At 59.6% G+C, this 20,787-nt stretch carries 21 protein-coding genes; 9 read left to right on the top strand and 12 right to left on the bottom strand.

Annotated elements, in window-relative coordinates; translation table 11 throughout:
- Positions 1-78: 78 nt before the first annotated feature.
- Entirely contained in the window at positions 79-837 is a 759-nt protein-coding gene (gene znuC / locus ACJ8HN_RS04205; RefSeq protein ID WP_004932357.1) for a zinc ABC transporter ATP-binding protein ZnuC, read from the top strand.
- Positions 834-1,619, top strand: coding sequence for a zinc ABC transporter permease subunit ZnuB (gene znuB / locus ACJ8HN_RS04200; protein ID WP_033647637.1), 786 nt, complete (start codon positions 834-836; stop codon positions 1,617-1,619). Before znuC ends, znuB begins: the two co-directional genes overlap by 4 nt.
- A 66-nt stretch (positions 1,620-1,685) precedes the next feature.
- On the opposite strand, the gene ruvB is transcribed toward znuB, so the two are convergent.
- From ruvB to ACJ8HN_RS04165, 7 genes are all read right to left on the bottom strand, one after another.
- Positions 1,686-2,690: a Holliday junction branch migration DNA helicase RuvB gene (gene ruvB, locus ACJ8HN_RS04195; protein ID WP_442517626.1), complete on the bottom strand. Its 1,005-nt coding sequence runs from the start codon at positions 2,688-2,690 to the stop codon at positions 1,686-1,688.
- A 19-nt stretch (positions 2,691-2,709) separates the two neighbouring features.
- Complete coding sequence (ruvA, locus tag ACJ8HN_RS04190; RefSeq protein ID WP_033634852.1) at positions 2,710-3,324, bottom strand: Holliday junction branch migration protein RuvA; 615 nt, start codon at positions 3,322-3,324, stop codon at positions 2,710-2,712.
- A gap of 112 nt (positions 3,325-3,436) precedes the next feature.
- Positions 3,437-3,958: a crossover junction endodeoxyribonuclease RuvC gene (ruvC, locus tag ACJ8HN_RS04185; RefSeq protein WP_004932367.1), complete on the bottom strand. Its 522-nt coding sequence runs from the start codon at positions 3,956-3,958 to the stop codon at positions 3,437-3,439.
- A 57-nt stretch (positions 3,959-4,015) separates the two neighbouring features.
- Positions 4,016-4,759 (bottom strand): YebC/PmpR family DNA-binding transcriptional regulator, encoded by a 744-nt coding sequence (locus tag ACJ8HN_RS04180; RefSeq protein WP_033647638.1) that lies wholly within the window; start codon positions 4,757-4,759, stop codon positions 4,016-4,018.
- 19 nt (positions 4,760-4,778) lie between these two features.
- Positions 4,779-5,225 (bottom strand): dihydroneopterin triphosphate diphosphatase, encoded by a 447-nt coding sequence (nudB, locus tag ACJ8HN_RS04175; RefSeq protein WP_004932373.1) that lies wholly within the window; start codon positions 5,223-5,225, stop codon positions 4,779-4,781.
- Positions 5,225-7,009, bottom strand: a complete 1,785-nt coding sequence (gene aspS, locus ACJ8HN_RS04170; protein WP_103798460.1) for an aspartate--tRNA ligase — start codon at positions 7,007-7,009, stop codon at positions 5,225-5,227. Before aspS ends, nudB begins: the two co-directional genes overlap by 1 nt.
- A gap of 74 nt (positions 7,010-7,083) precedes the next feature.
- Positions 7,084-7,275, bottom strand: a complete 192-nt coding sequence (locus ACJ8HN_RS04165; protein ID WP_033632845.1) for an FmdB family zinc ribbon protein — start codon at positions 7,273-7,275, stop codon at positions 7,084-7,086.
- A 254-nt stretch (positions 7,276-7,529) separates the two neighbouring features.
- On the opposite strand from ACJ8HN_RS04165, the gene ACJ8HN_RS04160 reads away from it, so the two are divergent.
- From ACJ8HN_RS04160 to cmoB, 5 genes are all read left to right on the top strand, one after another.
- Positions 7,530-8,108 carry a hydrolase gene (locus ACJ8HN_RS04160; RefSeq protein WP_033638510.1) on the top strand — a complete coding sequence of 193 codons (579 nt, stop codon included), beginning with the start codon at positions 7,530-7,532 and terminating at the stop codon, positions 8,106-8,108.
- Between the two features lie 53 nt (positions 8,109-8,161).
- Complete coding sequence (locus ACJ8HN_RS04155) at positions 8,162-8,977, top strand: DUF72 domain-containing protein (RefSeq protein ID WP_086581081.1); 816 nt, start codon at positions 8,162-8,164, stop codon at positions 8,975-8,977.
- A 102-nt stretch (positions 8,978-9,079) separates the two neighbouring features.
- Positions 9,080-9,475, top strand: coding sequence for an MAPEG family protein (locus tag ACJ8HN_RS04150; RefSeq protein ID WP_004932387.1), 396 nt, complete (start codon positions 9,080-9,082; stop codon positions 9,473-9,475).
- A gap of 102 nt (positions 9,476-9,577) precedes the next feature.
- Complete coding sequence (cmoA, locus tag ACJ8HN_RS04145) at positions 9,578-10,321, top strand: carboxy-S-adenosyl-L-methionine synthase CmoA (protein ID WP_033634856.1); 744 nt, start codon at positions 9,578-9,580, stop codon at positions 10,319-10,321.
- Entirely contained in the window at positions 10,318-11,289 is a 972-nt protein-coding gene (gene cmoB / locus ACJ8HN_RS04140) for a tRNA 5-methoxyuridine(34)/uridine 5-oxyacetic acid(34) synthase CmoB (protein WP_041035475.1), read from the top strand. Before cmoA ends, cmoB begins: the two co-directional genes overlap by 4 nt.
- A 36-nt stretch (positions 11,290-11,325) precedes the next feature.
- Here the strand turns inward: cmoB and ACJ8HN_RS04135 are convergent, their stop codons facing one another.
- The 3 genes from ACJ8HN_RS04135 to cutC all read right to left on the bottom strand — a co-directional run bounded on the left by ACJ8HN_RS04135 (position 11,326) and on the right by cutC (position 14,746).
- A complete protein-coding gene (locus ACJ8HN_RS04135; protein WP_432500708.1) occupies positions 11,326-13,158 on the bottom strand; it encodes an FKBP-type peptidyl-prolyl cis-trans isomerase N-terminal domain-containing protein in 1,833 nt (610 codons plus the stop codon).
- Entirely contained in the window at positions 13,155-13,559 is a 405-nt protein-coding gene (locus ACJ8HN_RS04130; protein WP_033654407.1) for a hypothetical protein, read from the bottom strand. Before ACJ8HN_RS04130 ends, ACJ8HN_RS04135 begins: the two co-directional genes overlap by 4 nt.
- Positions 13,560-13,987: 428 nt before the next feature.
- Positions 13,988-14,746, bottom strand: a complete 759-nt coding sequence (cutC, locus tag ACJ8HN_RS04125) for a copper homeostasis protein CutC (RefSeq protein ID WP_033634860.1) — start codon at positions 14,744-14,746, stop codon at positions 13,988-13,990.
- 101 nt (positions 14,747-14,847) lie between these two features.
- Between cutC and ACJ8HN_RS04120 the strand changes: the two genes are divergently transcribed.
- Positions 14,848-15,996: a MalY/PatB family protein gene (locus tag ACJ8HN_RS04120; RefSeq protein ID WP_103829590.1), complete on the top strand. Its 1,149-nt coding sequence runs from the start codon at positions 14,848-14,850 to the stop codon at positions 15,994-15,996.
- Here the strand turns inward: ACJ8HN_RS04120 and ACJ8HN_RS04115 are convergent.
- Entirely contained in the window at positions 15,993-16,559 is a 567-nt protein-coding gene (locus ACJ8HN_RS04115) for a VOC family protein (protein WP_033647652.1), read from the bottom strand. The two genes, ACJ8HN_RS04120 and ACJ8HN_RS04115, sit on opposite strands and share 4 nt — an antisense overlap.
- An 828-nt stretch (positions 16,560-17,387) precedes the next feature.
- On the opposite strand from ACJ8HN_RS04115, the gene argS reads away from it, so the two are divergent.
- Entirely contained in the window at positions 17,388-19,118 is a 1,731-nt protein-coding gene (argS, locus tag ACJ8HN_RS04110; RefSeq protein ID WP_060706631.1) for an arginine--tRNA ligase, read from the top strand.
- A gap of 61 nt (positions 19,119-19,179) precedes the next feature.
- On the opposite strand, the gene murJ is transcribed toward argS, so the two are convergent.
- On the bottom strand, positions 19,180-20,715 hold the full coding sequence (gene murJ / locus ACJ8HN_RS04105) for a murein biosynthesis integral membrane protein MurJ (protein ID WP_033654412.1): 1,536 nt from the start codon (positions 20,713-20,715) through the stop codon (positions 19,180-19,182).
- Positions 20,716-20,787: the final 72 nt, after the last annotated feature.

Genomic DNA, 20,787 nt, shown 5'->3' with positions numbered 1-20,787 from the left:
CATCAGTAATCCCATCGTTTTCATCAACAAGGCGTGATATTATAACATTCGCTTCGTTCTGCAACCTGTAATCTCGAGATGTCTACACTGATAACGCTAAAAAATATCTCCGTCGCCTTCGGCAGCCGCAAGGTGCTGTCGAACATTTCCCTCAGCCTGCAACCCGGCCGTATTCTCACGCTGCTGGGTCCGAACGGCGCAGGCAAGTCTACGTTGGTGCGCGTGGTGCTGGGATTGGTCAAACCGACCGCCGGCACGCTGGAGCGTGAGCCCGATCTGCGCATCGGCTACGTGCCGCAAAAGCTGCACCTCGACGCCACCCTGCCGCTGACCGTCAGCCGCTTTATGCGCCTCAAGCCCGGCGTCAAGAAAGCCGACATTCTGCCGGCGCTCAAGCGCGTGCACGCCGCCCACCTGCTCGACCAGCCGATGCAAAAGCTCTCCGGCGGTGAAAACCAACGCGTGCTGCTGGCGCGAGCGCTGTTGAACAAACCGCAGCTGCTGGTGCTGGACGAACCCACGCAGGGAGTGGACGTCAACGGTCAGCTGGCGCTGTACGATCTGATCGATCAACTGCGTAAAGAGCTGGGCTGCGCCGTGCTGATGGTGTCGCACGATCTGCATCTGGTGATGGCGAAAACCGACGAGGTCTTGTGCCTCAATCAGCACATCTGCTGCTCAGGGGCGCCGGAAGTGGTGTCGATGCATCCCGAATTCATCGCCATGTTCGGCAATCGCGGCGCAGAGCAGCTGGCGGTGTATCGCCACCATCACAATCACCGCCACGACCTGCAGGGAAGAATTGTCTTGAAGAAAACCGGGAGCCGCGAAGCATGATCGAACTGTTACTTCCCGGCTGGCTGGCCGGCGTGTTGTTGGCCGGCGCCGCCGGGCCGCTGGGCTCCTTCGTGGTCTGGCGCCGCATGTCCTACTTTGGCGATACCTTGGCGCACGCCTCGCTGCTCGGCGTCGCCTTTGGTCTGCTGCTCGACATCAATCCTTTCTATGCGGTGATCGCCATTACGCTGCTGCTGGCTCTGGCCCTGGTGTGGCTGGAACGCCGCCCGCAGCTTTCGGTGGATACCCTGCTCGGCATTCTGGCCCACAGCGCCCTGTCGCTGGGCCTGGTGGTGGTGGCGCTGATGTCCAACGTGCGGGTCGATCTGATGGCCTACCTGTTCGGCGATCTGCTGTCGGTTACGCTGAGCGATATCATGATGATCGCCGGCGGCGTCGCCGTGGTGCTGTTGGTGCTGTGGTGGCAGTGGCGCGATCTGCTGTCGATGACCATCAGCCCGGAGCTGGCGCACGTCGATGGCGTCAATCTGGCGCGGGCGCGCACCGTGCTGATGCTGGTGACCGCGTTGACCATCGGCCTGGCGATGAAATTCGTCGGCGCGCTGATCATCACTTCGCTGCTGATCATTCCTGCAGCGACCGCTCGCCGCTTCGCGCGCACGCCGGAACAGATGGCCGGCGTCGCGGTGCTGCTCGGCATGGTGGCCGTCACCGGCGGCCTGACTTTCTCGGCGTGTTACGATACGCCGGCCGGCCCTTCGGTAGTGCTCTGCGCCGCCGTGCTGTTCACGCTGAGCCTGTTCAAAAAACAGCAGGCTTGATTGAAGCCAGAACCAGAATATGACGAGGGCCGCAGATGCGGCCCTTTTGTATGGAGGATGGCAAACTTATGCTTCGCGTTCCAGCCCGAAATGCCGGTAGGCATGCTGCGTCGCCAGGCGGCCGCGCGGCGTGCGCTGGATAAAGCCCTGCTGGATCAGGAACGGCTCGATCACGTCCTCGATGGTTTCGCGCTCTTCGCCGATCGCCGCCGCCAGGTTGTCCAGCCCGACCGGGCCGCCGGTAAACTTGTCGATAATCGCCAGCAGCAGCTTGCGATCCATATAGTCGAAGCCTTCGGCATCGACGTTGAGCATATCGAGCGCCTGCGCCGCCACCGAACCGCTGATCACCCCGTTGGCGCGCACCTCGGCAAAGTCGCGCACCCGGCGCAACAGGCGGTTGGCGATACGCGGCGTACCGCGCGCACGGCGGGCCACTTCATGGGCGCCCTCATCGGACAGCTCCAGCCCCAGACAGCCGGCACTGCGCGAGACGATGTGCTGCAGATCCGCCACCTGATAAAACTCCAGCCGCTGGACAATGCCGAAGCGATCGCGCAGCGGCGAGGTCAGCGAGCCGGCGCGGGTGGTAGCGCCCACCAAGGTAAACGGCGGCAGATCGAGCTTAATCGAACGCGCCGCCGGCCCTTCGCCGATCATGATATCCAGCTGGTAGTCTTCCATCGCCGGATACAGCACTTCTTCCACCACCGGTGACAAACGGTGGATTTCGTCGATGAACAACACGTCGTGCGGTTCGAGGTTGGTCAGCATCGCCGCCAAATCACCCGCCTTCTCCAGCACCGGGCCGGACGTGGTGCGCAGATTCACGCCCATTTCGTTGGCCACGATGTTGGCCAGGGTGGTCTTCCCTAAGCCCGGCGGGCCGAAGATCAGCAGATGGTCGAGCGCGTCGCCACGCTGCTTGGCCGCCTGGATGAAGATCTCCATCTGCTCGCGCACGTGCGGCTGGCCAACGTATTCGCTCAACAGCTTGGGACGAATGGCGCGATCGAGGACTTCTTCCTCGTTGATCGGTTCGGCGGAGATCAGGCGATCGGCTTCAATCATTATCTACCTCTTAGCGGCCTTACAAAGCCGCGCGCAGCGCGTCGCGGATCAGGGTCTCGCAGTCGGCGCCCGGTTTGGCAATTTTGCTGATCATGCGGCTGGCTTCCTGCGGCTTATAGCCCAGCGCCACCAACGCCGAGACAGCTTCGGCTTCTGCGTCCGCTTCCGGCGCGTTGGCGGCGGCGGACGGCAGGCTGATCTCGCTGCTGCTGTTGAACAGATCGCCGTTCAGCCCTTTGAAGCGGTCTTTCATCTCTACCACCAGGCGCTCGGCGGTTTTCTTGCCTACGCCCGGCAGCTTGACCAGCGCGGTGATCTCTTCGCGCTCCACCGCGCTGACGAACTGCTGCGCGGACATGCCTGACAGGATCGCTAGAGCCAGCTTCGGCCCGACGCCGTTGACCTTGATCAGCTCGCGGAACAGCGCGCGCTCCTGCTTGTCGTTGAAACCGTACAGCAGTTGTGCGTCTTCACGCACCACGAAGTGGGTAAACACGATGGCCTCTTGCCCCAGTTCCGGCAGCTCGTAAAAACAGGTCATCGGCATGTGTACCTCATAGCCCACGCCGTTCGCCTCCAGTAACACCAGCGGCGGCTGCTTTTCCAGAATATTTCCTCTGAGACGACCTATCATTTACCCTCCTGCAGAATGACCGGGCATGGCGCCCTGCCATGCCGTTGCTGGTAAAGCTTATAACATAAAAAAGGCTGGATGAATATCCAGCCTGAGCAATCATCGCTTTGCGTCAGCGCAAACGCCCGCGCGCCAGGTTCAACCGCCCTTCGCTCATCCGCAGCACGTTCTGGCTGAGGTGGCAGTGGGTAATGGCGATGGCCAGGGCATCGGCGGCGTCCGCCTGCGGGTTGGCCGAGAGTTTGAGCAGCGAGCGCACCATGTGCTGTACCTGCGCCTTTTCGGCCGCGCCGGTGCCGACCACGGTCTGTTTGACCTGCCGCGCCGCATACTCGAACACTTCCAGATTCTGATTCACCGCCGCGACGATCGCGACGCCGCGCGCCTGGCCGAGCTTGAGCGCCGAGTCCGGGTTCTTGGCCATAAACACCTGTTCGATGGCGAAGAAATCGGGCTGAAACTGGGTGATGATCTCACTGACGCCGGCGTAAATCAGCTTCAGCCGCGTCGGCATGTCGTCCACCACCGTGCGGATGCAGCCGCTGGCGATATAGCTCAACTGACGCCCCTGCTGGCGGATAAGGCCATAGCCGGTGACGCGTGAGCCGGGATCGATACCGAGTATGATCGCCATATCTACATCCACCTTGCATGCACGGCGCCGCCGAACGGCGGCGCCCGTTTTACCGGATTACAGCGTCGCCGCCACTTCGTCGGAGATTTCACCGTTATGGTAAACTTCCTGCACGTCGTCGCAGTCTTCCAGCATATCGATCAGGCGCAGCAGCTTAGGCGCGGTTTCCGCGTCCATGTCGGCCTTGGTCGATGGGATCATCGACACTTCCGCCGCTTCGGCTTCGAAGCCCGCCGCGGTCAGCGCGTCTTTCACCGCGCCCAGGCTTTCCCAGGCGGTGAACACGTCGATGGCGCCATCGTCATAGGTCACGATGTCTTCCGCACCGGCTTCCAGCGCCGCTTCCATCACGGTGTCTTCATCCAGGCCCGGTGCGTAGGTGATCACGCCCTTCTTGGTGAACAGGTAAGCCACGGAACCGTCGGTGCCGAGGTTACCGCCGCATTTGGTGAAGGCGTGGCGCACTTCCGCCACGGTGCGGTTGCGGTTGTCGCTCAGGCATTCGATCATCACGGCGGTGCCGCCAGGGCCGTAACCTTCATAGATGATGGTTTCCATATTGGTATCATCATCGCCGCCCACGCCGCGCGCAATCGCACGGTTCATGGTGTCGCGCGTCATGTTGTTCGACAGCGCCTTGTCCATCGCCGCGCGCAGACGCGGGTTGGAATCCGGATCGCCGCCGCCCAGCTTGGCGGCCGTGACCAGCTCACGAATAATCTTGGTGAAAATTTTACCGCGCTTGGCGTCCTGCGCCGCTTTACGGTGCTTTGTGTTGGCCCACTTACTATGACCTGCCATAAAAAATCTCCGAAAAAAACTACTGGACTGAATTGATCACGAACTCTTCAATCGCCTGCTGATTGCTCCACGACTTGGTCAACTTCACGGCCTCGGCCGCCTCAAGCCATTGGTAAGCGTGATGCTCGGTAATCACCGGATCGCGCTCCTCGGGCAACGCCAGACAGAACCAGTGCTCTTTATTGCGCGTGGTTCCCGGCGCATAGCGATGTCGCAAATGGACAAAGAGTTCAAACTCCACGCAGCGCTGGCAATCGAACAACGGCAGATGCTCTGCTTCGATATCGATGCCGACCTCTTCCATGACTTCACGCCGCGCGGCATGCGGCGGCGACTCATCCTGTTCCAGGCTGCCGGTGACCGACTGCCAGAACTCGGTATCGTCGCGCCGCTGTAACATCAGCACCCGACCACTGGATTTCGCGTAAATCACTACCAGGATAGATTCAGGGCGCTTGTAACTCATCACTCGCTCTCTTGTTCCGCACCGGCTTTCTTTACCACGCTGATCGCCAGCTCCTGCAGCGACGCCGGGTTGGCGAAGCTCGGTGCGTCGGTCATCAGACAGGCCGCCGCGGTGGTTTTCGGGAAGGCGATGACGTCGCGGATGTTGTCGGTGCCGGTCAACAGCATCACCAGACGATCCAGGCCGAAGGCCAGGCCGGCGTGCGGCGGCGTACCGTACTTCAGCGCGTCCAGCAGGAAGCCGAACTTCTCGCGCTGTTCGTGTTCGTTAATGCCCAGAATGCTGAACACCGTCTGCTGCATTTCGCTACGGTGGATACGCACCGAACCGCCGCCCACTTCGTAACCGTTGATCACCATGTCATAGGCGTTGGCGATGGCGTTGACCGGCGCTGCCGCCAGCTCTTCCGGGCTCATGTCGCGTGGCGAGGTGAACGGGTGGTGCATGGCCGCCAGGCCGCCCTCGTCGTCTTCTTCGAACATCGGGAAGTCAACCACCCACAGCGGTGCCCAGCTGTCGAGTTGGGTCAGCGCCAGATCGCGCCCCAGCTTCAGGCGCAGCGCGCCCATCGCATCGGTGACAATCTTGACGCTGTCGGCGCCGAAGAACAGGATATCGCCGGTCTGCGCGTCGGTGCGCGCCAGGATGCCTTCCAGCACGTCCGCGCTGAGGAATTTGGCGATCGGGCTCTGCACGCCTTCCATGCCGGCGGCGCGGTCGTTGACCTTCAGCCACGCCAGGCCTTTGGCGCCGTAGATATTGACGAAAGCGCCGTACTCGTCGATCTGCTTGCGGGTCAGCTGCGCGCCGCCCGGTACGCGGATCGCCGCCACGCGGCCTTTGGCGTCGTTGGCCGGGCCGGAGAACACTTTAAACTCGACGTCTTTGACCAGGTCGGCCACGTCCACCAGCTCGAGCGGGTTACGCAGGTCCGGCTTGTCGGAGCCAAAGCGACGCATCGCTTCGGCGAAGGTCATGACCGGGAAATCGCCCAGATCCACGCCCTTCACGTCCAGCCACAGCTCGCGCGCCAGCTTCTCCATCACTTCACGCACCTGATCGGCGGTCATGAAGGAGGTTTCGACGTCGATCTGGGTGAATTCAGGCTGACGGTCCGCACGCAGGTCTTCGTCGCGGAAGCATTTGACGATCTGGTAGTAACGATCGAAGCCGGACATCATCAGCAGCTGTTTGAACAGCTGCGGGGACTGCGGCAGCGCGTAGAATTTGCCCTTGTGCACGCGGCTCGGCACCAGGTAATCGCGGGCGCCTTCCGGCGTCGCCTTGGTCAGCATCGGCGTTTCGATATCGAGGAAGCCGTGGCTGTCCATGAAGCGGCGCACGAAGCTGGTGATTTTGGCGCGGGTCTTCAGACGCTCGGCCATTTCCGGGCGGCGCAGATCCAGGTAGCGGTATTTCAGGCGCGCTTCTTCGCTGTTGACCTGATTGGAGTCCAGCGGCAGCGGCTCGGAGCGGTTGATGATCTCCAGCGCGTGGGCGAACACTTCCACTTCGCCGGTGGCCATATCTTTATTGATCTGGCTGTCCGGACGCGCACGCACGGTGCCGACGATCTGGATGCAGAACTCATTGCGCAGGTCGTAGGCCTTGTCGAACGCCACTTTCTGGTCCGGATCGAAGAACACCTGCACGATGCCTTCGCGGTCGCGCATATCAATAAAGATCAGGCCGCCGAGATCGCGACGACGATTGACCCAACCACACAGAGTGACTTCCTGGCCCACGTGGGACAGATTCAACTGCCCGCAATATTCAGTACGCATACGCTATCCTTTTACACAGCCGATGCCGCGCCGGGCTACTGCGCCCCTGTCGCGCGGCTGTTATCTGATAAATTCTACTTGTTACCCGGTTTAAAATCCGTCGCATACCAGCCGGTGCCCTTAAGCTGGAAACCGGAGGATGAAATCAACTTGGTCAACGCGGGCTGCCCACACGCCGGGCAGTCTGCCAGCGGCGCATCGGAAAATTTTTGCAATTTCTCTAACCGATGGTTGCAAGCACCACATGCATATTCATAAATCGGCATAGGTCGTTGGATTAAAGAGTGTTGAAAAAAGGGAGTCATTATAAAGGAAATTCATCCGCCCGATAAGTGCGAACACAGCATTGTTACTGCACTAAATGGCGCGTTTTTGCTCGAATCAACACATCGGTTAACAAATTTCCCATTAACCTGCGACAGTTTTTTCACGTAGCCTGATTCTCCCCCGGTTTTGCGCCGAACGCAGCTCGCCCGGCGCGCCGAACAGTTTTTATCCACTTCGCAACGAGATGAAATCCATGCTGAAACTTGACGCCCAAACCACCGCTCTGGTGCTGATCGATTTGCAAAACGGCATTCTGCCCTACGCCGGCGGCCCGCACAGCGCCGACCAGGTGGTAGCGAACGCCGCCCTGCTGGCCGCCCGTTTTCGTCTGCTGGGCGCGCCGGTGCTGCTGGTGCGCGTCGGCTGGTCAGACTCCTTCGCCGAAGCGCTGAAACAGCCGGTGGACAAGCCGGCTCCCGCGCCCGCCGGCGGCTTGCCGGCCAGTTGGTGGGAGTTTCCCGCGCCGCTGGCGGTCTGCGACAGCGATATTCTGGTCATCAAGCGCCAATGGGGCGCCTTCTATGGCACCGATCTGGATTTGCAGCTGCGCCGCCGCGGCATCAAATCCGTGGTATTGGGCGGCATATCCACCAATATCGGCGTGGAATCCACCGCCCGCGCCGCCTGGGAGCATGGCTATGAGCTGGTGATCGCCGAAGATGTCTGCAGCGCGCAGAACGCGGAAATGCACCGTTTCGCGTTCGAACACATCTTCCCGCGTTTGGCGCGGGTGCGCGACACCGGCGAAATTCTTGCCGCGCTCGAGCGGTAACGTTAAGTTGTAGCCTGATAAGCCAAGGACAAGTAAAGGAAGACGACGCCGTGATCTACATCGGACTGCCGCAATGGCAACATGCAGCCTGGAATCGCATCGGGCTGCGTGATTTGGCGGATTACAGCCGCTATTTCAACTGCGTGGAAGGCAATACCACCTTCTACGCGCTGCCGAAGCTGGAAATCGTGCAGCGCTGGCGCGACATGACCGGTGACGATTTTCGCTTCTGCTTCAAATTCCCGTCGGACATCAGCCACAAGGCCGCCCTGCGCAACTGCGCCGCCGAGCTGCAGGCGTTTTACCACTGCCTGAGCCCGGTGCATCAACGCATCGGCCAACTGTGGCTGCAGTTGCCCGCCGCCTTCGGCCCCGATGAGCTGCCGCGCATGTGGCAGTTCTTCGCAAGCCTGCCGAAGGAATTCACCTACGGCGTAGAAGTGCGTCATCCGGCGTTTTTCGCCAAGGGCGAGGAAGAGCGTGCGCTGAATCAGGGATTGCACCAGCGCGGCATCAATCGAGTGATCCTCGACAGCCGCCCGGTGCATCACGCCGCCCCCAACACCGCCGCCGTGCGCGATGCCCAGCAGAAAAAGCCGAAGCTGCCGGTGCACGCTCTGGTCACCGCCGACCAACCGCTGGTGCGCTTTATCGGCGGTGACCAATTGGCCGACAACCTGCGCTGGTTCGAGGCCTGGCAGCAAAAACTGCCGCTGTGGCAGCAACAGCATCAGCCCTATCTGTTTATTCATACGCCGGACAACGGCGATTCGCCCCAGCAGGCGCAAAAAATTTGGCAGCAGCTACGGCTGGCGATCCCCGATTTGCCTGCGCCGCCGGACTGGCCAGAACAAGATGCACTGTTTTGACCTATTAATCTGACCAATAACATCAAATATTTCCCCGCGACAGTGAATACAATGACGGCTATGATGCTGGCTGCCAGTTTTGGTTAGGGAACGGAGTTAAAAATGGTAAGCGCGCTTTATGTGGTGCTCGGCGCATTGTTGTTGATCAAACTCTCTTATGACGTAGTCAGATTAAGGATGCAGTACCGCGTAGCCTATGGCGACGGCGGTTTCTACGAATTGCAGACCGCCATCCGCGTGCATGGCAACGCCGTTGAATACATTCCGATTGCTGCCGTCTTGCTGGTGATTATGGAAATGAACGGCGCGGAAATCTGGATGATTCACCTTTGCGGCCTGATGCTGATGGCCGGGCGACTGGTGCATTACTACGGTTTGCGCAACCGCGAGGTTCGCTGGCGCCGTTCGGGCATGGCCGCGACCTATATCTCTTTGTTGTTGATGGTTCTGGCAAATATCTTCTATCTGCCCTGGGATCTGATTTTCAGCCTGCACTGATCTCGTTTTATCATCAGGCGGCCGCGCCGCCTGCTTCCGCTCCGCTTTTTTGCGCTTTTCTGTTAGACTACGCAGCTTCGAATTCTGAACTGATTTGCCGCTATGCCAAACCGCGATACCCTTTTTTCCGCCCCCATCGCCAAACTGGGCGACTGGACCTTTGACGAACGCGTCGCCGAAGTGTTCCCCGACATGATCCAACGCTCCGTTCCCGGCTATTCCAACATCATCTCGATGATCGGCATGCTGGCCGAGCGCTTTGTGCAACCCGACAGCCGGGTGTATGACCTGGGCTGCTCGCTGGGTGCGGCGACGCTGTCGATGCGGCGGAATATCAAGGTGCCCGGCTGCAATATCGTCGCCGTCGACAATTCGCCGGCGATGGTGGAACGTTGCCGCCGCCATATCGACGCCTTCCGCGCCGACACGCCGGTCGATGTCATCGAAGCCGACATTCGCGACATCGAGATCGAGAACGCCTCGATGGTGGTACTGAACTTTACGCTGCAGTTCCTCGAACCGGCCGATCGCCTGCGTCTGCTGGAGAAAATCTATCGTGGCCTGCGCCCGGGCGGCGCACTGGTGCTGTCGGAGAAGTTCAGCTTTGAGGACGCTGAAGTCGGCGAGCTGCTGTTCAACATGCACCACGATTTCAAACGCGCCAACGGGTACAGCGAGCTGGAGATCAGCCAAAAACGCAGCATGCTGGAAAACGTGATGCTCACCGACTCGGTGGAAGCGCACAAGGCGCGCCTGCAACAGGCCGGGTTCGAGCATGCCGAAGTGTGGTTCCAATGCTTCAACTTCGGTTCGCTGATCGCCCTGAAAGCGGGGGATGCGCAATGATCGAGTTCGGTGATTTCTATCAACGCATCGCCAAAAGCCCCCTCAGCCATTGGCTGGACACGCTGCCTGCGCAGCTGAGCGCCTGGCAACGCGAATCGCTGCACGGCAAATTCAAACAGTGGTTCAACTCGGTCGAGCATTTGCCGACGCTGACCCCAACCCGCCTCGATCTGCTGCACGGCGTGCGCGCCGAGATGGAGCCGGGCCTGTCGCCGGGCCAGCTTGAAGGCATCGAGAAAATGCTGCGCACCCTGATGCCATGGCGTAAAGGGCCCTTCTCGCTGTATGGCATCGATATCGATACCGAATGGCATTCCGACTGGAAGTGGGATCGCGTGCTGCCGCACATTTCTCCACTGGCCGGCCGCACCATTCTCGACGTCGGCTGCGGCAGCGGTTATCACCTGTGGCGCATGATTGGCGCCGGCGCACACCTCGCCGTCGGCATCGATCCGATGCAGCTGTTCCTGTGTCAGTTCGAAGCGGTGCGCAAGCTATTAGGCGGCGATCAGCGCGCCCACCTGCTGCCGCTCGGCATCGAGCAATTGCCGGAATTGGCGGCATTCGACACCGTGTTCTCGATGGGGGTGCTGTATCACCGCCGCTCGCCGCTCGATCATCTGTATCAGCTGAAAAACCAGCTGGTGGCTGAAGGTGAACTGGTGCTGGAAACGCTGGTGGTGGAAGGCGATCGCCACCAGGTGCTGGTGCCGGGCGATCGTTATGCTCAGATGCGTAACGTGTATTTCATCCCTTCCGCCGAGGCGCTGAAATGCTGGTTGGAGAAGTGCGGCTTCGTCGACGTGAAGATCGCCGATATGTGTGTCACCAGCCTCGAAGAGCAGCGCCGCACCGACTGGATGACCAGCGAATCACTGGCCGAATTCCTCGATCCGAACGATCGCAGCAAAACGATCGAAGGCTATCCGGCGCCCCTGCGCGCCGTGCTGACCGCCAAAAAGCCCTAGCGCTCGCTAATCGGGCCGGCCAGGGCCGGCCCGACGTTACCCGTTGTTGACATCGACAATCCGCAGCTCATACACCATGGTCGCGTTCGGCGGGATCTGCGGCGCATAGCCCGTTTCACCGTACGCCAACGCCGGCGGCACCACCATCGTCAGCGAACCATGATTTTTCAGATGGCCGATCGCCTCGCGGAACAACGGCGGATAGGCAGAGAGCGGCTGTGACATCACCTTCCCACTGCGATCCATATCCTGAATCACGCTGCCGTCGGTTAAACTTTCCTTCACCACGATGTCCACCCGCGCGTTTTCCTTAATGGCTTCATCACCCGCATACTCGATGCGATACCAGAAACCGGAAGGCGACTTCTGCGTGCCCTTTTTCTTTTTAAACTCGGTGACGAACGCCTCGCCCTTGCTGGTTTGCACCTTCGCTGCCTGGTTCCGGGCGTCGTTCACCGCTTTTTCCGACTCCGCCAGCGCGCGGGTCAACTGCGCATCGCTTAACTGGTAATGGCCGTTGAAGGTATCGATCACGCCCGCCAGCAGCACGGTTTTATCGGGATTGATGCCCCAATTTTTACGCTCCGCCAGCATCGTTTGAATATCGCGCCCCAAAGCGACACCGGCAGCATAGCTCTGTTGCGCCGGCTTTTTCTCGAGCGCCTGCGCATCCGGCAGCCATTTGGCGCGAGAGCGCAGCCCATCCAGCTCCTCACGCAATGCCTGCTGCGTTTGGTTGGCGTCCGCTAGCGCCAATGCGTTTTTTTTCGCCTGCTCCGTCGTTTTCGCCAGTTGCAGCGTTGATTTTTCGCTTTCCGCCACCGCCGTTGCCAGCCGCTGCGCCAATGCCTTCGCCTGCTCGGTTTGCGTCTTGTTTTTTTCCTGTAGCTGCGCCAGCTGTTGCTGAAGTTCACCCGTCGCCTTGGCGGCTTCGGCCTTTTGCTGTTCCAGTGCCGTTTTCAGGCTTTTCTCTTGCCGCTCGGCCTGTTGGCGTTGTTCATCCAGCTCTTTCTGCCGCAGTGCCAGCTGCTGCTGAAGTTCGCCCGTCGCCTTGGCGGCTTCCGCCTTCTGTTGCGCCAGCGCGGTCTTCAGGCTTTTCTCTTGCTGCCCATCCTGTTGCCGTTGATCCTCCTGCTCTTTTTGCAGTTGCGTCAGTTGCTGTTGCAATGCGCCCAGTGCCTTGGCGGCTTCCGCCTTCTGTTGCGCCAGCTCAGCGGCGGCCGCTTGTTTGTCCTGCTCATAACGCTGGCGCGCTTTATCGTTGGCGGTCTGCGCCGCCGTCAGTTTCTCCTGCCAGGCGCTATCCGCCTGTTCAGGCAACGCCGCCAGCCGTTGTTCAAGCAAGGCGATACGCCGATCGCGCTCCTCGGTTTGTTGTTTTTCCTGCGCTAACGCTGCCTGCGCCTCGGCGATCTGCGCCTGAGCCTTGCGCTCCTGCGGCGTCAGGTTCAGCGCCCGTCGCACGCCGCTGGCGAAGTCGCTCAACGCGCTCAGATCGGGAGCAGCTGTCGGTTTATCGGCAGCCGTCAGGGACGACGCAACCCGCAACGCGGTCAGCTCCTGCTGCAGTGATTGAATAGCGGTTTGCTGCTGCTCCAATCGAGCCTCTTTCTCGCGCAGCGTCTTTTGCAACTGCGCCAGTTGCTTTCGCTGCGAGCTCGTTTCACGCGGTTGAACCGGCCGGGGCGCCGGCTTTTGGGTTTCCCGGGAGGGAGTAACCGCGGCGTCAGCTGCCGATGCGTCCTGCCGCTGGTAGCGCTCGGCGAACTGCAGTAATGCCGGCACATCGTCATCCGCTGCGGCCATCGCTGGCGCAAACGCCAGCGGTATCATCAGGCTCAGTAATGCCTTTCTCGCACGAGGGGTCATTGGGCGCGCTCTCCGCGCTCAGCCAGGCCGGTCATCATGGCAGAACTGATGTCTGCGCACAGACGGCTGGTGCGATAACGATACAGGGCGTCGACGGTTTCCTGCGTGCCCGTGTTGACCCGCTGGCGTACCCCGGCATACTGCGCGGCGCCGCCCATCAAGGTATCGAATTCACGTTTGAATTTTTGGTATTTTTCGTTATCCATGCCGCGCATGGCATCCAACTCGCGCTGGCACTGCTGTATACGCTCGGCTTCACGCTGCCGCTTGTCTTGTTCCGCAATGTCTTCTGCGCTGGGCGGCTTACTTAATGTAGAAACAGGCCGCTTGGCGGTCTGGCAGCCGCTCAGGGTCAAGGTCAGCAAAAGCGCAGCGGTCAAACAGTGTGCCGTTCGGGTCATTATCGTTATCTCCTTGTTAAGTCCGCCGCCAACGCGCTTCGCGGCTGCATCGACGGCTCTCCTCATTAATGCTGTGATGTTCCGGCCATAGGCCGGCGATGAACGGGTATGAAAATGCAGACGTGGCGATGAGCGGCAGAGCGCAAATCATTCACCACGAAAATGCATACCAAAAAATCATTTAATATTATGATATTTAAAGGATTTTAACTCACAAACTTATCAGCAGGGCATGATGAGCGCAAGAAGAGATGGGGGGCAGTGCGACAGAGAAACAGCGTGAAACGGGCACCGCGTCTTCGCAAGACATAAAAAAAGCCCCGGCAAAACGCCGGGGCCTGGTACTTGCGTGATCGCCGAGGGCTCAGTGACACGCAAAGGGGTCTTACGGCCCGGAAACCGGTTGTCAAACGCGGTTAGCTGCGTGTTTATGCGCTTTGCGCCAGGGGATCAACCAAGGCCAGCGCGTTTTTCATCGCCTCCACCATTTCGCCATCCACGCAATAATGGCTAAATTCGTCAAACTCGTTATCAGAACACATGGTGACGCCCGCCTTGCGGTAACGCATGGTCGACGGCACCAGGTGACCGGAAGAGCTGTGCAGTTCATGCAGACCAATATCGACAAACTTGTGCAGATTGCTGAGGCGCACGCCGGCACCCGCCATGATTACCGGGCCCTGACTGGCCTGGCGCAAATCGCGCAGCAACGGCAGGCCCAGCTCGGCGCTCTGCTGCTGGCCGGAGGTCAGAATGCGCGCCACGCCCAGCTCGCTCAGTTGCTCCAACGCCACCATCGGGTTCTGGCACATATCGAACGCGCGATGGAACGTCACCGCCATGCCCTCGCACAGCCTCATCACTTCGCGCATGCGCGGCAGATCGATGTGCCCTTCTTCGTCCAGCATGCCGACCACTACGCCGGGGAACCCCATCTCGCGGATCTGGCGAAGATCCTGTTTGATCACCTCGAAATCCACCGCGCCGTAGCAGAAATCGCCACCGCGAGGGCGAACGATCGGATGCACCGGGATCGAAACCCGCTCGCGCGCCAGACGCAGCGTGCCATAGCTCGGCGTCAATCCCCCCTCGCTCTGGCTGGCGCACAACTCGATACGATCGGCGCCCGCCCGTTCGGCCGTCAGCGCGCAGTCGACGCTAAAGCAACAAACTTCCAATTTTATCATTGTCACCCCCAGATAACGGCCAACATACGGCGGCAATTGTTCATTTCTTCATTTCTCACGTAGGCTCATGCATAGGCATAAACCGGCTCAGGGTTGTAACTATGGCATTCAATTTTGATCAATGGGTAGACCGCAGTCACAGTGACAGCGTTAAGTGGGATAAATATCGCGACCGCGACATCATCCCGCTTTGGGTCGCCGACAGCGATTTCACCTCACCGCCGGCGGTGATCGAAGCCTTGCAGCGGCGCGTGGCGCACGGCGTATTCGGCTACACTCACCCATCCCCTGATCTTATTGAGGTTTTTACCCGCCGCATGGTAGAGCGCTACGGCTGGCACATCAAGCCTGAATGGATCATTTTCCTGCCTGGGCTGGTGTGCGGCCTGAATTTGTGCGTGCGCGCCTGCACCGAAGGACATCAGAGCACGCTGGCCCCCTCTCCCATTTATCCGCCGTTTCGCAAAGCGGCCAAATTCGCCGGGCGCGAGCATCTCGCGGTGCCGCTGAAGGCGACCGGCCAACGCTGGGTGCTGGATTTTTCCTCGCTGCATGATCGGCTGAGTGGCAACGAGAAACTCCTGTTGCTGTGCAACCCGCAGAATCCCGGTGGCACCGTTTATCGCCGGGATGAGCTGTTGCAGCACCATCAGTTCGCTCGTGAGCACGATTTAATCGTCTGTTCCGATGAAATCCACTGCGAGCTGCTGCTTGAACCCGGCGTGCGGCATACCCCTTTCGCCACCCTGAATGACGATGCGGCCCAACGCAGCGTGACGCTGATGTCGCCGTCAAAAACGTTTAATCTCGCCGGACTGGGCGCTTCACTGGCGATCGTTCCCAACGAAGCGCTGCGACAAAAGCTGAAACGCGCGCGCAGCGGTATCGTGCCGGAGGTCAATCTGTTGGCGCTGGTGGCGGCGCAGGCGGCTTATCAATACGGGCAACCCTGGCTGGATGAGCAGTTGATTTATCTGCGCGCCAATCGCGATCGGCTGATAAAGCGTATCAACGCCATGCCGGGTTTGACGTTGCTGCCTGTCGAGGCCACTTACCTGGCCTGGATAGACTGCAGCGCGTTGCCGGTGGATAACCCGCATCAGTTCTTCGAACGTGCGGGCGTTGGGCTAAGCGCCGGTTTGGACTTTGGCGATCGGCGCTTTGTGCGGCTTAACTTTGGTTGCCGATGGGCCCTGCTCGATGAAGCGCTCGATCGCATGGCGCGAGCCTGTGCGGCACTGCCTGGCTAACCTTGTTCGCTGGCGACGATGTCTCGAATGGAATAAGGATGAAACTTGATCGTGACCGTTCCGTCGGTGATGGCCAGCGTCGGGTTCGGCAGCCGTTCGCCCTCGCCTTTTGGCGAGCTTTGCTTCAGCTTGATCCCCGGCGCCAGCAACGCTTCATCGGCCAGGTGGCTCAACGCCCGGGCGTACAGCGTCTGCGGATCGCCACTGAGCACTAATTCGACGTGTTCCCAGCCTTCGTGCGGATAGCGTTTCTCCCCCGGATACGGCAGTTCGATGCAGTCTATCCGCCACGGCCCAACGGCCAGTGGCTGAGACAAATCGAACAGACAGATAGGTCGCCCGTTGATCATCGATTCGGACAGCAGTGTCCCGCACTGCATCAGCCCCTGGCGCCAGCGCTCGGCGGTGGCGTTCTGGTGACAGCGCAGAGAGATGTGATCGGCGGTAAACGCGGACAGATCAAGCCGCAATTTGGCGGCAAATTGGTGCAACGCCTGTTCGAAACGCGGCAGGTCGAGCTTCAGATCGTCAAGCTCGGCAATGGCCTGCAAGGGAGTGGTCATAGGAACCTCAAAACAACGGGGCGCAAAGTTAAACGCCGTAATTTACACGCTGGCGACAGCGCTCGCCAGCGTTGCGAGGTTTTTCGGCGGCAGTTCAGCATGATTTTTGGTTGCGAGCACGGAGAATAAAAGCCGGATTTTTATTAAGGTGACAGCTTATTAAATCAACGGAAAAATAAAAAATAAGATTTTTCGCAAGACATTATACCTTTTCTTTATGACGCTATGATTTAAGTTATTTTGCACAAAATCCTCTGCAGGCCATTGGTCAAGCCGATTGAATCGCTGGGTTTAATCAAAACGACTCACTTATCAATGTCGCACAAATCCGCAATCACAAACCATTGTAAAAAAAGAAAATAAAACGCATTAATTGATTAAAAGCTAAGGATTATCTTAATTTAACCCCAGACAATTGATTCACCAAGACAACTCGGCTACTTTGGAGGAAATTTAAATTCGAGATGATCATTATGTTATTGCTGACGATATCCTTGGTGTTGATAATTATCGCCGTATACGCCATCTACCGTCATTTCAAATCACGCAGCGTCAACACGCTGGATGCCGGTCGCCGCAATAAGAAGCGCTAGCTTCGCAACTCTCCCCTCCGTACATTCTGTTCAGCTCATTCTGCTTTTCACCTTCCGGCAATCAACGCGCCGCACCCGACAACTGTTTCATCGCAGCGGCCGCGCCAACTGCTGACGGACTCCGTCAGATCGGTTACAATTGCAGGCTGTTTTGTGGCGGTCGCCCATCGCGCCCGCCACCGTTGAATCCCACAGGGGCTGGCTTCAGCCCCTCGTTCGTCATTAAGGTAACCCGGTGAATATTCAGGTTCTTCTTTCAGATAAAGTCAGCCAGGCGCTGATCGCCGCTGGCGCGCCAGCCGATTGCGAAGCGCAGGTCCGCCCTTCCGCCAAGGCGCAGTTTGGTGATTACCAGGCCAACGGCGTGATGTCCGTCGCCAAAAAGCTGGGCATGCCGCCCCGGCAGCTGGCGGAAAAAGTGGTGCAACTGCTGGATCTCGGCGACGTCGCCGGTAAAGTGGAAATCGCCGGTCCCGGCTTTATCAACATTTTCCTGAACAGCGACTGGGTCGCCCGCCAGGCCGACCAGGTGCTGAAAGCACCGAAACTGGGCATTGCGCCGGTTGAGCCGCAAACCATCGTTATCGACTACTCCGCGCCGAACGTGGCGAAAGAGATGCACGTCGGCCATCTGCGCTCCACCATCATCGGCGACGCCGCGGCGCGTACCCAGGAGTTTCTGGGCCATAAAGTGATCCGTGCCAACCACGTCGGCGACTGGGGCACCCAGTTCGGCATGCTGATTGCCTACCTGGAAAAAATGCAGAACGAAAACGCCAGCGACATGGGCCTGTCCGATTTGGAACAGTTCTATCGCGAAGCCAAGAAGCATTACGACGAAGACGCCGAGTTCGCCGAGCGCGCGCGCGCTTACGTCGTCAAGCTGCAGGGCGGCGATCAGTACTGCCTGAAAATGTGGCGCAAGCTGGTCGACATCACCATGGCGCAAAACCAGCTGACCTATAACCGCCTGAACGTCACGCTGACCGAAGACGACGTGATGGGCGAAAGCCTGTATAACGCGATGCTGCCGGGCATCGTCGCCGATCTGAAAGCCAAAGGGCTGGCGGTGGAAAGCGAAGGCGCCACCGTGGTGTTCCTCGACGAATACCAGAACAAGGACGGCGATCCGATGGGCGTCATCATCCAGAAAAAGGATGGCGGCTATCTCTACACCACCACCGATATCGCCTGCGCCAAGTACCGCTACGAAACCCTGGGCGCCAATCGCGTGCTGTATTACATCGACTCCCGTCAGCATCAGCACCTGATGCAGGCCTGGACCATCGTGCGCAAGGCCGGTTACGTGCCGGACTCCGTCTCGCTGGAACACCACATGTTCGGCATGATGCTGGGCAAAGACGGCAAGCCGTTCAAAACCCGCTCGGGCGGTACGGTGAAGCTCTCCGATCTGCTGGATGAGGCTATCGAACGCGCCGAACAGCTGATCGCCGGCAAAAACCCGGACATGCCGCAAGACGAAATGAAGACCGTGGCCCGCGTGGTCGGCATCGGCGCGGTGAAATACGCCGATCTGTCGAAAAGCCGCACCACCGACTATGTCTTCGACTGGGATAACATGCTGGCCTTCGAAGGCAATACCGCGCCTTATATGCAATACGCCTATACCCGCGTGGCATCGGTATTCAAGCGCGCCGGGATCGACGAAAGCAGCCTGACGCTGCCGCTGACGCTGACCGAAGAGCGTGAAATTGCGCTGGCTACCCGCCTGCTGCAGTTCGAAGAGGTACTCACCACCGTCGCGCGTGAAGGCACGCCTCACGTCATGTGCAGTTACCTGTACGATCTGGCCGGCTTGTTCTCCGGTTTCTACGAGCACTGCCAAATCCTGAACGCCGACAGCGAAGAAGCGCGTCAGAGCCGCCTGAAGCTGGCGCTGCTGACCTCGAAAACGCTGAAAACCGGTCTGGATACGCTGGGCATCGAAACCGTTGAACGCATGTAAACCGCACCGCGCGGAAAGCAAAAAGGTCGCCTCGGCGACCTTTTTTGTTCTTGCTTTCGGCTCAGGCGGCGCGGCGCGCAAAGTCGCGCGGGCGGAAGCCCAACCCTACCAGCACGCCAAAGTAGGCCACCACACCGGCCACCACCACCGCAGCCAAACGCAGCAAACGTTCCAGCATATTGCCCTGATCCCAGGCCGGCATCAGCCACATCACGCCAATCAGCACCGCCGACATCACCAGCACGGCGATCACCAGCTTGGTAAGGAACAGCGCCCAACCCGGCTGCGGCTGGAAGATCTTCTGCTTGCGCAGCTGCCAATACAACAGCGAGGCGTTCAGGCAGGCCGCCAAACCGATCGACAGCGCCAGGCCGGCATGCTTCAGCGGGCCAATAAACGCCAGGTTCATCACCTGCGTCATAATCAGCGTGATGATGGCGATCTTGACCGGCGTTTTAATGTCCTGCCGCGAATAGAAGCCCGGCGCCAGCACTTTAACCACGATCAACCCCATCAGCCCAACCGAGTAAGCCACCAGCGCGCGTTGCGTCATCGCCGCGTCAAAGGCGCTGAACTTGCCGTACTGGAACAGCGAAACGGTCAATGGCTTGGCCAAAATGCCGAGCGCGATGGCGCTCGGCAACGCCAGCAGGAAGCACAGACGCAGCCCCCAATCCATCAGGCGCGAGTACTCGTCATGGTTGCCGCTCGAGAAGCTTTTGGCCAGCGACGGCAGCAGGATGGTGCCCAGCGCCACGCCCAGCACGCCGGAGGGAAACTCCATCAGGCGGTCGGCGTAGTACATCCAGGACACCGAGCCGGACACCAGGAACGAAGCGAAAATGGTGTTGATGATCAGCGAGATTTGGCTGACCGACACCCCGAGGATCGCCGGCCCCATCTGGCGCATCACTCGCCAGACCCCGGCATCGCCCAGCTTGAGGCGCGGCAGCACCAGCATGCCTATCTTGCGCAGATGCGGCAGCTGATAACCCAGCTGCAGCACGCCGCCCACCACCACCGCCCAGGCCAGCGCCAGCACCGGCGGGTTGAAATACGGGGCGGCGAACAGCGCGAAACCGATCATGCTGACGTTAAGCAGCGTTGGCGCAAAAGCCGGGATCGAGAAGCGGTTCCAGGTATTGAGGATCGCCCCCACCAGCGACGCCAGTGAGATCAACAAAATATAGGGGAAGGTGATGCGCAGCAGCGCCGACGTCAGGGCAAACTTGTCGGGCGTATCGGTAAAGCCCGGCGCAGTAATGTAAATAACCCAAGGGGCGGCCAGCATCCCCAGCACCGTCACCACCGCCAGCACCAGCGTCAGCAGCCCGGAGACATAGGCAATAAAAGTGCGCGTCGCCTCTTCACCCTGCTGGCTCTTGTATTCGGCCAGGATCGGCACGAAGGCCTGCGAAAACGCCCCTTCGGCAAAGATACGGCGTAACAGATTCGGGAGTTTGAACGCCACGAAAAAGGCGTCCGTTGCCATGCCGGCCCCGAACACGCGCGCGACGATCGCATCGCGGGCAAAGCCCAACACCCGCGAAAACATCGTCATCGAGCTGACGGCAGCCAAGGATTTGAGTAGGTTCATGTGGTTGTCTGATAGGTACCGTAAATATCAACGCCTGCAACAGCAGGCGTCAGTGAAACAATCGGCTCAGTT

This window comes from Serratia sp. CY29653, from assembly GCF_052169255.1.
In the GTDB taxonomy this organism is placed as follows: domain Bacteria; phylum Pseudomonadota; class Gammaproteobacteria; order Enterobacterales; family Enterobacteriaceae; genus Serratia; species Serratia sarumanii.
The sequence above is the reverse complement of the archived record's forward strand: the minus strand, read 5'-3'. Positions and strand labels throughout refer to the sequence as shown.